Below are 12,792 nucleotides of genomic sequence, written 5' to 3'. Positions count from 1 at the left end.
AAAAAATTTACATAGAGTTTATAATATAATATATAATATAAATATTAAGTTAAGACAGATAAAAATTAACAATTATTATCTGCAGCTAATTGATATACAAGGAGGAAAAATAATGAAAAAGAAAACAGTCATTTACAGTTTAATTGTAGTTTGTATTATAAGTGGTGTATTTTTAATAAATCAAAAAAATAAAAATAACAAGATAGCAACTGTAAAAACTTCAATAGCTACACTTGGAGAACTAAAGTCATATATATCTACTACAGCAACAGTGAAATCGAAGAATAGTAAAGAATATTATGGTCTTCAATCTAAAATAAAAAAAGTTAATGTAAGTGTTGGTGATAATGTTAAAAAAGGAGATATATTGGTAAGTTATGAGGCTGTGGATTTAGCTTCACCAGTTAGTCAAGCTCAACTTCAATACGATAATTCAGTTCTTCAAAAAAGCGATCTGTATAATCAAAGTGATGAAATAAAAAACAAAATCTCAGATTTAGACAAAGAAATTAAAGATTTAAAAGGAAGTTCAAGTCCAGCGAATGTAGCAAAGCTAGAAACTAAAAAACAACAAAGGAGTGCATTATCATCTATTTCAGGAGAAAAGTTGAAACAAACTGATAACGCTGTAAAGCTTGCAGAAATAGCATTAATTTCAGCTAAAAAGGTCTTAGCTGATAACAAAAGCACAATTGTAGCTACAAATACTGGTGTGGTAACTGCTTTAAACGCGTTAGAAGGTTCAATTGGGAATGCATCACAACCAATTGTTGTAGTTCAAGATGTGAAAAGTTTAAAGGGAGTAGCTTCCCTAGGTAAATATGATGCGATTAAAGTAAAAATTGGTCAAGAAGTAATAGTTAATACTGGTAACTCTACATATAAAGGAAAAATTTCATTTATACAGCCTGCAGCAAAAATAACAGTTGGTGCAACCGGAAGCGAAACAACCTTAGATGTAGAAATAGACATTTTGGACAAATCACCAGATCTTAAAATAGATTTTGATGTAGATGTAGACATACTAGTAGAAAGTGTTGCCAGTGCTATTAAAATACCTTCTGAGTCTTTAAAGATAGAAAAGGGAAATAAAAATTCAGTGTACGTTGTTAAAGACAACATTGTCCATGAAGTAAATGTAGATATTGGCACTCAATCAGACACTGAAGTTCAAATAACTAAAGGAATTACAAAGGGTGAAAAAATTGTGTTGAACCCTTCAACTTCTATTGTAGATGGAACAATTATTAAAGAAGGAGCCGAGTAACCTAATTGATAATTGCTATGTTACGTTTAGAAATACAAGGAGGAATATAAATGTTAGAGATAACTGACCTTATAAAAATATACAAAACTTGCGATGTTGAATTTACTGCTCTAAAAAAAATTAATCTCAAAATAGAAAAAGGAGAGTTTACAGCAATAATGGGAGCTTCTGGGTCTGGTAAATCAACGCTTATGAATATCCTTGGATGCCTTGATAAAATGAATAGTGGTAAATACATTTTAAATGGACAGGATATATCAAGTCTTAGTGATAATGAGCTTGCCTATATTAGGAACAAAGAAATTGGATTCGTATTTCAGTCCTTTAATCTCATACCAAGAATTAGTTTACTTGAAAATGTACAGCTTCCAATGATGTACGCGGGTGTTCCTGCGAAAGAAAGAAAGCAAAAAGCTCTTTATGCACTTGAAAAGGTAGGTCTTTCGGATAGGGTACAACACATGCCAAATGAGATTTCAGGAGGTCAAAAGCAAAGAGCTGCAATAGCAAGAGCAATCGTCAACTCACCCGCAGTTCTAATGGCAGATGAACCTACAGGAAACCTTGATTCAAAATCATCAGAAGATATAATGAGAATATTTCAAGATCTAAATAATGAAGGATCTACAATTATAATGGTTACACATGAACCTGAAATTGCAGACCATACAAATAGAATTGTAAGGTTTAAAGATGGTGAAATTGTGTCAGATTCCACAGTTGAACATAGAATCGTTTTATAAGGAGAGAAAAGTATGACTATTTTTGAAAGTATAAAAACGGCGTTACAAAGTATAAAAGCAAATAAGATGCGTGCATTCCTAACTATGCTTGGTATAATAATTGGTATAAGTTCAGTTATAACAATTGTCTCTCTAGGTCAAGGAGGACAAAAATCCATATCAGGTGAGTTTGAAAAATTAGGAGCATCCTCAGTTACAGTCAGCATAAGTGGAGCAGAAGCACAATCAACTGATTATATTTCTTTAGATGATGTAAAACAAATAAAAGAAAAAATAGATAGTATTAAATATGCAAGCCCTTCCTTTCAAATTAGAGGGTCTGTTATTTCTAATAAAGATAGTGAAAATGCCTATATGAGAGGTGGATCACCCGATCTTGCTTATATAAATAATACAGAAATTATTTACGGTAGGTATTTTAATGAAAAAGAATATGAACAGGGCAGTGCAGTTGGTATAATTGACGAATCAGATGCAATTGTACTATTTGGTTATTCTGACGTAGTAGGTGAAAGTATAAAAGTAGGTCAGAGTAATATAATGAAAAAGATGACTATTATAGGCGTAGAGAAAGGAATAACATCACCTTTTGGAAATGGAAGAACTGGTAAAAATACTGGTAAACCAATTATAATTACTTCCCCTGTTACGTTTTTAAGTACACTACAATCAACTGAATTTAAAATAAGTTCAATTACAGTAGTTTCAGATACACAAGATAATAGTGAATCTGCAGGAAACGGAACAATAAAAATGCTTGAATCAAGGCACAATAACAGAGGTAAGGATATATATTCAGCAGATAACGCTTTAGCAATACTTGAGCAAATCAACAGTGTTCTTGGCATATTTACAACGTTTATAGGAGCAGTTGCTGGTATATCATTACTTGTTGGAGGTATCGGTGTAATGAACATAATGCTAGTTTCAGTAACAGAAAGAACAAGAGAAATAGGAATAAGAAAGGCAGTAGGGGCAACTACCAAAATTATACTAATGCAGTTTTTAATTGAATCCGTTATATTATCAGTAATGGGTGGCATAATAGGGATGATTTTAGGAATTATTGGGGCAGAAGTCATTGGTAGTTTTGCTGGAATAACACCTGTTATATCATTAACTTCCATAGTTGTCTCTATTTTATTTTCCTCAGTAGTAGGTGTGTTCTTTGGGATATACCCAGCTAAAAAAGCAGCAGAACTAGATCCAATTGATGCACTTAGGTATGAGTAAAAGTTAAATAGCTTTTTTCATTTAATAAAACCAACTAAAAAATAGTGCTTACTCACACTATTTTTCAGTTGGTTTTATTTCTTCTATCATAAATCTATCAAAATAAATTTCTTCTATAAAATTATTTTCATCAAAGCTAACTTTATGCCTTTTGTTATATTCATTAACATTTGATTTTAACCAATAAGGAGTTGCAATATCAAATTCATAACATAACTGCGTTATACACATTTTTAAGTTTTCTTGGTAACTATCATCTATTTCAGATGTCACCACTTCATCCCTTATAATTCTATTATCTTTAATTAATTTACCCCAAATTTTTAACATCTTTGCCTCCTTGCCAATATTTTCAAGTAGATAACGGTTATAACCCGTTATTCTCCTATTTTTGAAATATTTTATCGTGTATTTTTAATTAATTTTAAGTCTAACATAAATAATACTTAAAGTCATGTTATATAACTTTGAAAATTGATTAAGTTCTTCAAATATTGCATATACTCAATTTAATGTATCTTAAGTATAATGACTATTAAAATAACTTATTTAGTTATTTTAATAGTTTACTATATATTAAGTATTTGCATATAAGGAGGAGAAATACATGGCAAATTTAAGTACAATTCATTATGCTTACATCATCATTATTCTAATAATTACTATTGTAATTGCGCTTAAAAAGGATGTAATACTTCCTTGTATCTTAGGAATTGGAATCATAGGATATATTTTTACGGGTGATGTTTTAAATGCAGTGCAAATTATATATAAAGCCATTGTGGTATCTGGAAAAGAATTTATTGAAATAGTGGTAGTTATAGCCCTAGTTAATTCAATGTCTAGCTCTTTACATGACATGGGTGCTGATGAACTGATTATAAAACCTATTAAAAAATTAATGATAAACAAAACCATGTCTTTTTTCGTCCTAGGGATAACTGTAACAATAACTTCATGGTTTATATGGCCAACACCTGCAGTAGTTTTTATAGGGGCGCTTATGGTGCCTGCAGCGATAGCATCAGGACTTCCACCAGTATGGGCTGCTGTAGTTTTATGTTTGTTTGGAAATGGAGTGGCATTATCAAGTGATTTTGTTCTTCAAGCAGCACCATCAATAACTGCTAAAACTGCTAACTTGCCTAATGCTTTAGGCATTATTAGCAAGAGCATCCCATTTTGGGCCGTTATGAGTTTAGTTACTATAACTACAGCATTTATGCTTATGAGAAAAGACAAGGATATACAAGTTAAAGTAGATGAAAAAGCAACCGGAACTCAAAATCAGCTGGTAGGAACAAAAATAATGGCAATAGTTACTCCTTTGCTATTTATAATAGATATAATCTTAATTAAGAAACTCCAATTTATAGGCCCTGAATCAACAGCTTTAATAGGTGGAACAGCTGCAATAATAATGATTATTTCATCAATAATTCATAATGGCGCTAAAACTTCACTCAGTACAGTTACTATATACATTAAAAGTGGTTTTACCTTTGGTATAAATATATTTGCTCCAATTATAATTATCGGTGCTTTCTTTTTTCTAGGAAGTGAAGGTAGTGCAATTGATATACTCGGCAGTGGAGCGAGTGGCATTTTAAGTGATATAGGTTTGTATTTGGCTAGGGTAATACCTTTATCAAAATATTCCATTGTCGGTATACAAACAGCAGTTAGTACACTTATTGGCTTTAGTGGGTCAGGTTTTGCAGGTCTTCCACTAGTAGGAACTTTAGCCAACACGTTTTCAAGTGCAATTAATATAGATAAAGAAAGTATTGCAGCCTTTGGTCAAATTATTACTGTTTGGATAGGCGGAGGAACAATAATTCCTTGGAGCGTTGTAGCTGCTGCTGGAATATGCAAGGTTGAACCTTTTGATGTAGCTCGCAGAAATATTATACCTGTATCCTGTGGAATAGTTGCTACAGTGCTACTTGCTATGATAATATTATAGTATAATAGTCTAAAAAATAAAAAAAAATATTTTAAGGAGATTTTTGTAAAATGAACATTCAATTTTTTGGAACCAAAAAGTGTTTTGACACAAAGAAAACGCAAAGATATTTTAAGGAGAGAAATATAAAATATCAATTCATAGATTTAACTATTAAAGGATTAAGTAAAGGTGAACTAAATAGTGTAAAAAATGCTGTAGGATTAAACAATTTAATTAACACAAAGGCAAAAGATTATAAGAAATTAAATTTAGACCAAATTAGAGGAGAGGAGACTAAAGTGGAGATTTTATTAAATAATCCACAACTTTTTAATACGCCAATAGTACGAAATGGAAAAGAGGCCACTGTTGGTTATCTACCAGAAGTATGGACAACCTGGGAATAGTAGTAATAATTAGACCTAAAAAAGGAGATATGCTTATATATATCTCCTACAATTAAACAATAACTAATATGCACTCCCTAATTTAAATATTTTGATAATCTAGGAATTAGTTGTTTACCTAATGTTATTGATATTATAGCCTTTATAATATCACCAGGTATAAATGGCAAGCAAGCAAATTTAAGGGCTTCATAGAAATTTATACTCTTGCCTAAATAGTGCGTAAATATTAAATAAAAGTAGGGAACCCCTATAACATAAATTATTAAACTACCTATAATGACAGAATATATTATTTTGGGAAGTGACTTGTTTTTTTGCGTAAGCTTTCCAATTACATAAGCAGCTACTATAAAACCTAATAAGAATCCAAAAGTAGGGCTCACTATAGAAGTTAGTCCTCCAGTACCACCAGAAAAAATAGGTAATCCAATTAAACCTAGAATAACATATGTAATTTGAGATAACGCTCCTAACCTAGATCCTAATATTAGTCCAGATAAAACAACAAAAATTGTTTGCAGCGTAACAGGAATTGGACCTATTGGTACAGAGATAAATGCACCCACAGCTGTAAGCGAAGTAAATAATGCAGTAATTATTAGGTCTCTTGTAGTTAATTTCAAATTTAATCCTCCCTTTAACGATATTTCAGCTCCGCAGGAGATGAGTTCAGCTCCGCAGGAGATGATTTAACCGATAGTTATTTAATAATATCATACACTAAAATAAATGTAATAATTATTATTGTAAACCTAATTTATTATATAGGTTTACAATAATATTATCATGATTTGTTTTGTAAGTCAAATAAAATCAGGAGGTTTGAACATTGTGCTTAACTAATATAATTAATTTTTTTAAGTTCGTTGAACTTAAAACAAAATTAGCAAGTATGTTACCATTTATAATAGGAACACTTTATTCAGTGTATCGATATAAAAGTTTTGTTTTTAAAAATTTTATTATTATGGGTATCTCACTCTTAGCCTTTGATATGGCTACCACTGCAATAAATAATTATATAGATTATAAAAAGGATTTAAATCACCATAAAAAAGATATAATTCATCATGAATACAATCCTGACAATAAAATAGTTAAATATGGCATAAAAGAATCCTTAGCTATTACTATAATTTTTGTTCTATTAACAATTGCAATTTTTTGTGGAATTCTATTAACTTTGAACACTAATTTACTTGTACTTTTAATCGGTATTATTTCTTTTTTAGCAGGTGTTTTCTATACATACGGTCCTATTCCAATATCACGCATGCCTTTAGGTGAAGTGTTTTCCGGTGTATTTATGGGATTGATAATTCTATTTTTATCCTGCTACGTGCATATATTTAATAGTAATATAATCTTGTTTACATATAACGCGAATGTTTTGAATATCAGTATAAATTTAGTTGAGTTATTTTATATATTTTTAATCTCAATTCCTACTATGAGTGGCATAGCGAACATAATGCTTGCAAATAATATTTGTGATCTTGAAGAGGATATAAGTAACAAGAGATATACATTACCTTACTATCTAGGTAAAGAAAATGCTATTAACCTATTTAGTACTTTGTATTATATTGCATACCTTGATATTTTAATTTTAGTTTTATTAAAAGTTACACCACTGGCATCACTCCTTGTAATTTTAACTATAATACCAGTGTATAAAAATGTAAAATTATTTCATAATCGACCTATTAAAAATGAAACTTTCATTTTATCGGTTAAAAATTTTGCTTTAATGAACCTAACACATATCTTAGTTATCGGTGCAGCTCTTACATTTAACTTATAGGAAAATAACATCTAAATAAAGGAGGTAGATTTGTGAATAAAAAACTTATTGTTGATAAAACAAAAGAATTTGTACAAAGTAAATTAGGTGGTGAGGGAACTGGTCATGACTACTTTCACACATTAAGAGTTTATAAAACTTCTGTTTATATAGGACAAAAAGAAAGTGCTGATATATTCGTAGTTAAGCTGGCTGCTCTATTACATGACATTGCTGATTGGAAATTTAATGATGGTAATAGTGATATTGGCCCTAAAATATCCCGTTTATGGCTAGAAAGTGTAGGTGTAGACGATAATATTATTAATAGCGTTTCAAATATTATAAGAACCATTTCTTTTAAAGGTGGAACAACAGATTCTAGTCAATGTACAATTGAGGGTAAGGTTGTTCAAGATGCAGATAGATTAGATGCTATGGGGGCTATAGGAATTGCAAGAGCATTTGCTTATGGTGGCTACAAAGGAAGAGAACTATACAATCCTAATATTAAACCACAAAAGTACAAGGATTTTGAGCAATATAAGAATAACGTTGATACTACGGTTAATCACTTTTATGAAAAACTATTATTGCTAAAAGATTTAATGAATACACCTTCCGGCAAATCTATGGCAATCGCAAGGCATACATTTATGGAGGATTATCTTGATAAATTCTTTAGAGAATGGGATTGCATTGAAATAGATTAAATCATCTCTTGCTGAAAGGTTGTTAAATATCCTAAAAAGTTAATAATTACTAGTAAAAACAAGACCAAAAATAATTGGTCTTATTTTTATGTTAATTTTTAATTTAGAATTTATTATATTTTTAAAATTATTCATTGACAAAAAAAATTAAACGGTTACAATAAGATTAACCGGTTAAGTAAATCGGTTAAGTGAAAAAAGGTGGTTTATTATATGAGTAAAACTTGCGTACTTGGAAGTTTAAATATGGATGTAGTATTAAAGATTGAAAACATGGCTAAAATAGGTGAAACCATTTTTGCTAAAAGCTTATCCACCATTCCTGGAGGAAAGGGAGCAAATCAAGCAATTGCGTCTAAACGAATGGGGTCAGATGTCTATATGATAGGTAAGGTTGGAATAGATAGTAATGGTGAATATTTAGTTAATAAACTCAATTTAGATGGAATAAATACAGATTTTGTTTTTAAAGATAATAAAGAAACAACTGGAACAGCTATTATAAATGTAAACAGCGAAGGTAATAATTCTATTGTTGTGGTAGCTGGAGCTAATATGTGTATTAGTTCAGAGGAAATAAAACAAAGCTATTCAGTTATAATAGATTGTGATGTGATAATCGCACAATTTGAAACTCCTAGTGACATTACAATTGAGGCTTTTACTTATGCAAAATCGAAAAATATTACAACAATATTAAATCCAGCTCCATCCAAAAAAATAGATGAAAATTTATTGAAACATGTAGATATAATAATTCCAAATGAAACAGAAGCATGTGATATTACCGGTGTTTTAACTTACGACTTGGAAAGTGCTAAAACAGCCGCTGAACATTTAATAAATATGGGAGTGAAAAACGTAATAATAACACTAGGGTCAAAAGGGGCAGCACTCATAACAAAGGAAAAAGCAGAATTAATTCCAGCATTTAAAGTTAATGCTATTGATACAACTGCTGCGGGAGATAGTTTTATTGGGGCAGTAGCGAGTAGATTAGGTTCAAAGGATTTAAGTTACGAAAATATTAAAGATGCTATAATTTTTGCTAATAAAGTTTCTTCAATAGTTGTTCAAAGAGATGGTGCACAACCCTCAATACCTTCTATTCAAGAAGTAATAGATATTTACGGTAAAGATTGTATTTAGTCTACTTTTATTTATAAATAATCTAAGGAGGTTTCGTTATGAAGAAAACTGCATTACTAAATTCACAAATATGCGAAGTGATTTCTAAAATGGGTCATAGAGATACATTGGCTATAGGTGATTGTGGTTTGCCAATTCCTGAATGTACTAAGAGAATTGATATTGCATTAATTAAAAATATACCTGGGTTTATTGAAACTTTAAAAGCTGTATTAACAGAACTTGAAATTGAGGAAGTAATTCTCGCTAAAGAGACTTTCAATCTAAGTCCTGATCTGTTCAATGAAATAAAAAAAATAACTGGAAATATTAAAATTACATTTACTACTCATGAAGAACTTAAATTCAAGTTAAAAGAGTGTAAAGCGGTAATAAGGACCGGTGAACAAACTGCATATGCGAATATAATATTAAAATCAGGAGTTGTATTTTAAAGAACTAATTTTAAGGAGGAGATTCCATGACTGATATAACACCTCTACTTCAAATGAAAAATGTTTCAAAATCCTTTCCAGGAGTAAAAGCTCTTGAAGATGTTAGCTTAGACGCTTATAGTGGAGAAGTTCTTGCTCTTCTAGGAGAGAATGGCGCAGGAAAATCTACTTTGATGAAAATTTTAAGTGGAGTATATAATATGGATTCAGGTAGCATTATTATACAAGGCTCTACTGTAGACATAAGAAATATAAAAGATGCAGAAAAACTTGGAATAGCAATAATTCATCAAGAACTAAGTGTTCTTCCTAATTTAAGTATATGGGAAAATATATTTTTAGGTAATGAAGTGTTTAGCAGACTTACAAGAAGAATAAACAAAAAAGTTCTTAAAGAGAAATCTCAAAAGTTACTTAATGATATTGGATTTAATATTGATGTAGATATCTTAGTGAAAAATTTGAATGTAGGCGAAAAGCAATTAATAGAAATTGCAAAAGCTCTTTCCAAAAATTCAAAAGTGATAATAATGGATGAACCAACAACTGCATTAACTGATGTTGAAACTGATAATCTGTTTAGAGTAATAACAAAACTTAAAGGTGAAAATATGGGCATTGTATACATCTCACATAGAATGGATGAAATATTTAAAATATCGGACAAAATAACAGTTTTAAGAGATGGCAAATCTATTGGGGATGTTAAAACAAAAGACATTACAAAAGATGATTTAATATCAATGATGGTTGGCAGAAAACTTGAGGACCAATTTCCATACAGAGAGTCACCTAAGTCCGATACCATATTAAGAGTTGAAAATTTATGTTTTGGTGGAAAGGTTTGCAATGTTAGTTTTAGTTCAAAAGGTGGAGAAATCTTAGGCATATCCGGACTCATGGGGTCAGGGCGAACAGAACTTGCAAAAACTATATTTGGAGAATATAAAAAGACTTCCGGTACAGTATTTGTTGGTAATGAAAAAGTTAATATTCGTTCACCTAAAGACTCTATTGAAAAAGGAGTTTGTTATCTCTCAGAAGACAGAAAAAAAGAGGGCCTCATTCTAGGAATGTCCGTTGGGGAAAATATGACCTTAGCTAACCTTAAAAAATATGAAAATGGGGCTAAACAAATAAACAAAGTAAATGAAAGTAAGTCTATTGAGGAGTATATAAAAAAACTTTCTATAAAAACACCCAGTGCGCATCAGTTAATTAAATACTTAAGTGGAGGCAATCAGCAAAAGGTTATCTTAGCTAAATGGCTAATGCTTGCACCTGAAGTACTAATTATAGATGAGCCAACTCGAGGAATAGATGTTGGAGCTAAAAAAGAAATCTATGAAGTTTTAAATGAATTAAAGTCAATGGGTAAATCAATTATTATGATATCTTCTGATATGACTGAAATACTTGGCATTTGCGATAGGATTATAGTAATGCATGAGGGTAGCATATCCGGTGAGCTTTCTCGCGAGGAAGCCACTCAAGAAATAATAATGAAATATGCAGTTGGTATAAAAGGTTAACATTTTAAATGTTAATTCTCGCAAAGGAAGGAGCTTATATTGTGAAAAAAAGTTTAAAGAGTTCAATTTTAAAATATAAATCTTTAGTAGGTCTATTAGTATTATGTATAGTTATATCTTTTATCTCACCAAGATTTTTAGGATTTGCCAACATTAAAAACGTACTTACTCAAGTTTCTGTTAATGCAGTTATAGCAGTAGGAATGACTTTTGTCATACTTACAGGAGGAATAGATTTATCTGTAGGGTCAATACTTGCAGTAAGCGCCGCTGTTGCAGCAGGGATAATAAAGTCAACAGGGAACATAACCCTAGCAATAATTGTATCTTTAGCTATTGGATGTTTAATTGGGTTTATAAATGGAATGCTTGTTTCAAAAGGTAGAATTCAAGCTTTCATAGCTACTCTAGCAACAATGATTATATTCAGAGGAGTAACTTACGTGTATACAAATGGAATTCCGATATCTGGACTTGGACAAAGTTTTTCTGGAATAGGTAATAAATCTATTTTAGGGCTACCAACACCAGTTGCAATTATGATTATAGTATTTGGGGCTGCATTTTATATTTTAAGTCAAACTAGATATGGTAGGTATCTTTATGCACTAGGTGGAAATGAAAACTTTAGTTGGATGCAATGCTCAAAAGACTACGGATGGTGGAAAGAAAATTGGAATGGTAGTTTCAACCCTTAATAATCCATTCTTTGTATCAATGAAAGAGGGCGCTGAAAAAAAAGCCAAGGAATTAGGATATGAAATTGTAGTTCTTGACTCACAAAATGATGCATCAAAAGAAAGATCTAATGTAGAGGATTTGGTTCAACAAGGAATAGTAGATTTAATAATAAATCCTACAGATAGTGATGCGGTTATAAACTCCATAACATTTGCTAACGATAGCAATATAAAGGTTATTACAGTAGACAGGAAAGCAAATGGAGGAGAAGTTGCTTGTCACGTAGCATCAGATAACATTAAAGGTGGAGAGATGGCTGCACAGTTTATACTGGATAAATTAAATGGGAAAGGAAACTTAGTTGAATTACAAGGCATTCCAGGAGCTTCAGCTACTAGAGATAGAGGACAAGGATTCCACAATATTGTTGATAATAAAGATGGTGTTAAAGTTGTTGCAAGTCAAGCTGCCGACTTTGACAGACAAAAGGGATTAAACGTCACTCAAAATATTATTCAAGCCACTCCAACTTTTGATGCTATATTTGCACATAATGATGAAATGGCTCTAGGAGCTATAAAAGCAGCTAAATCAGCAAATAAAGATGTTATTATAGTGGGTTTTGATGGAAATGACGAAGCAAAAAAAGCAGTTGAAAGTGGAAATCTCTCAGCTACAATTGCACAAAAACCTGCTCTAATGGGATCAACTGCCGTAGAAAATGCAATTAAAATAGCTAAAGGTGAAGCAGTAGAAAAGGAAGTTCCCGTAGAACTTGAGCTTGTAAAAAAATAGTTAATACAGACAAATATTATTCCCCACTGATAATATAATTTAAAAATTTGAAGCCCAGGGGATTATCCTCTGGGTTATTAATTTATGAAGTATTTCAAATTAAG

13 protein-coding genes and 1 pseudogene are annotated in these 12,792 nt (G+C 30.9%); 12 read left to right on the top strand and 2 right to left on the bottom strand.

Annotated elements, in window-relative coordinates:
* Positions 1-112 precede the first annotated feature (112 nt).
* The 3 genes from ACREVX_RS08050 to ACREVX_RS08040 are packed head-to-tail and all read left to right on the top strand — an operon-like array spanning position 113 to position 3,243.
* On the top strand, positions 113-1,267 hold the full coding sequence (locus tag ACREVX_RS08050; RefSeq protein WP_431543661.1) for an efflux RND transporter periplasmic adaptor subunit: 1,155 nt from the start codon (positions 113-115) through the stop codon (positions 1,265-1,267).
* A gap of 50 nt (positions 1,268-1,317) precedes the next feature.
* Positions 1,318-2,010, top strand: coding sequence for an ABC transporter ATP-binding protein (locus ACREVX_RS08045; protein ID WP_431543660.1), 693 nt, complete (start codon positions 1,318-1,320; stop codon positions 2,008-2,010).
* A gap of 12 nt (positions 2,011-2,022) precedes the next feature.
* Positions 2,023-3,243 (top strand): ABC transporter permease, encoded by a 1,221-nt coding sequence (locus ACREVX_RS08040; RefSeq protein WP_431543659.1) that lies wholly within the window; start codon positions 2,023-2,025, stop codon positions 3,241-3,243.
* A 57-nt stretch (positions 3,244-3,300) separates the two neighbouring features.
* On the opposite strand, the gene ACREVX_RS08035 is transcribed toward ACREVX_RS08040, so the two are convergent.
* On the bottom strand, positions 3,301-3,573 hold the full coding sequence (locus ACREVX_RS08035; RefSeq protein WP_431543658.1) for a hypothetical protein: 273 nt from the start codon (positions 3,571-3,573) through the stop codon (positions 3,301-3,303).
* 277 nt (positions 3,574-3,850) lie between these two features.
* Between ACREVX_RS08035 and ACREVX_RS08030 the strand changes: the two genes are divergently transcribed.
* Positions 3,851-5,209 carry a hypothetical protein gene (locus ACREVX_RS08030; protein WP_431543657.1) on the top strand — a complete coding sequence of 453 codons (1,359 nt, stop codon included), beginning with the start codon at positions 3,851-3,853 and terminating at the stop codon, positions 5,207-5,209.
* A 50-nt stretch (positions 5,210-5,259) separates the two neighbouring features.
* Complete coding sequence (locus ACREVX_RS08025; RefSeq protein ID WP_431543656.1) at positions 5,260-5,598, top strand: arsenate reductase family protein; 339 nt, start codon at positions 5,260-5,262, stop codon at positions 5,596-5,598.
* A gap of 77 nt (positions 5,599-5,675) precedes the next feature.
* On the opposite strand, the gene ACREVX_RS08020 is transcribed toward ACREVX_RS08025, so the two are convergent.
* Entirely contained in the window at positions 5,676-6,224 is a 549-nt protein-coding gene (locus tag ACREVX_RS08020; protein WP_431543655.1) for a biotin transporter BioY, read from the bottom strand.
* A 206-nt stretch (positions 6,225-6,430) separates the two neighbouring features.
* On the opposite strand from ACREVX_RS08020, the gene ACREVX_RS08015 reads away from it, so the two are divergent.
* The 7 genes and pseudogenes from ACREVX_RS08015 to rbsB all read left to right on the top strand — a co-directional run bounded on the left by ACREVX_RS08015 (position 6,431) and on the right by rbsB (position 12,688).
* Entirely contained in the window at positions 6,431-7,405 is a 975-nt protein-coding gene (locus tag ACREVX_RS08015) for a 1,4-dihydroxy-2-naphthoate polyprenyltransferase (RefSeq protein ID WP_431543653.1), read from the top strand.
* A 32-nt stretch (positions 7,406-7,437) separates the two neighbouring features.
* Positions 7,438-8,097 carry an HD domain-containing protein gene (locus ACREVX_RS08010; RefSeq protein WP_431543652.1) on the top strand — a complete coding sequence of 220 codons (660 nt, stop codon included), beginning with the start codon at positions 7,438-7,440 and terminating at the stop codon, positions 8,095-8,097.
* Positions 8,098-8,310: 213 nt separating this feature from the next.
* Positions 8,311-9,246 (top strand): ribokinase, encoded by a 936-nt coding sequence (gene rbsK / locus ACREVX_RS08005; protein ID WP_431543651.1) that lies wholly within the window; start codon positions 8,311-8,313, stop codon positions 9,244-9,246.
* A gap of 38 nt (positions 9,247-9,284) precedes the next feature.
* A complete protein-coding gene (rbsD, locus tag ACREVX_RS08000) occupies positions 9,285-9,680 on the top strand; it encodes a D-ribose pyranase (protein ID WP_431543649.1) in 396 nt (131 codons plus the stop codon).
* A gap of 26 nt (positions 9,681-9,706) precedes the next feature.
* Positions 9,707-11,212 carry a sugar ABC transporter ATP-binding protein gene (locus ACREVX_RS07995; RefSeq protein WP_431543648.1) on the top strand — a complete coding sequence of 502 codons (1,506 nt, stop codon included), beginning with the start codon at positions 9,707-9,709 and terminating at the stop codon, positions 11,210-11,212.
* Positions 11,213-11,253: 41 nt separating this feature from the next.
* Positions 11,254-11,838: pseudogene (locus ACREVX_RS07990) on the top strand (ABC transporter permease subunit); the annotation flags it as partial.
* Positions 11,831-12,688 carry a ribose ABC transporter substrate-binding protein RbsB gene (gene rbsB, locus ACREVX_RS07985; protein ID WP_431543647.1) on the top strand — a complete coding sequence of 286 codons (858 nt, stop codon included), beginning with the start codon at positions 11,831-11,833 and terminating at the stop codon, positions 12,686-12,688. The pseudogene ACREVX_RS07990 and the gene rbsB, both read left to right, overlap by 8 nt.
* Positions 12,689-12,792 lie beyond the last annotated feature (104 nt).

Origin of the sequence: Clostridium sp. (assembly GCF_050717545.1) — a bacterium.
Lineage (GTDB): Bacteria > Bacillota > Clostridia > Clostridiales > Clostridiaceae > Clostridium_AD.
This window is presented reverse-complemented; position numbering and strand designations above follow the sequence as displayed.

Coding starts and splice junctions, on each gene's coding strand:
- rbsD (WP_431543649.1), top strand. CDS start 9,285: ATGAAGAAAACTGCATTACTAAATTCACAAATATGCGAAGTGATTTCT.
- ACREVX_RS08025 (WP_431543656.1), top strand. CDS start 5,260: ATGAACATTCAATTTTTTGGAACCAAAAAGTGTTTTGACACAAAGAAA.
- ACREVX_RS08045 (WP_431543660.1), top strand. CDS start 1,318: ATGTTAGAGATAACTGACCTTATAAAAATATACAAAACTTGCGATGTT.
- ACREVX_RS07995 (WP_431543648.1), top strand. CDS start 9,707: ATGACTGATATAACACCTCTACTTCAAATGAAAAATGTTTCAAAATCC.
- ACREVX_RS08030 (WP_431543657.1), top strand. CDS start 3,851: ATGGCAAATTTAAGTACAATTCATTATGCTTACATCATCATTATTCTA.
- ACREVX_RS08035 (WP_431543658.1), bottom strand. CDS start 3,573: ATGTTAAAAATTTGGGGTAAATTAATTAAAGATAATAGAATTATAAGG.
- ACREVX_RS08050 (WP_431543661.1), top strand. CDS start 113: ATGAAAAAGAAAACAGTCATTTACAGTTTAATTGTAGTTTGTATTATA.
- ACREVX_RS08040 (WP_431543659.1), top strand. CDS start 2,023: ATGACTATTTTTGAAAGTATAAAAACGGCGTTACAAAGTATAAAAGCA.
- rbsK (WP_431543651.1), top strand. CDS start 8,311: ATGAGTAAAACTTGCGTACTTGGAAGTTTAAATATGGATGTAGTATTA.
- rbsB (WP_431543647.1), top strand. CDS start 11,831: ATGAAAACTTTAGTTGGATGCAATGCTCAAAAGACTACGGATGGTGGA.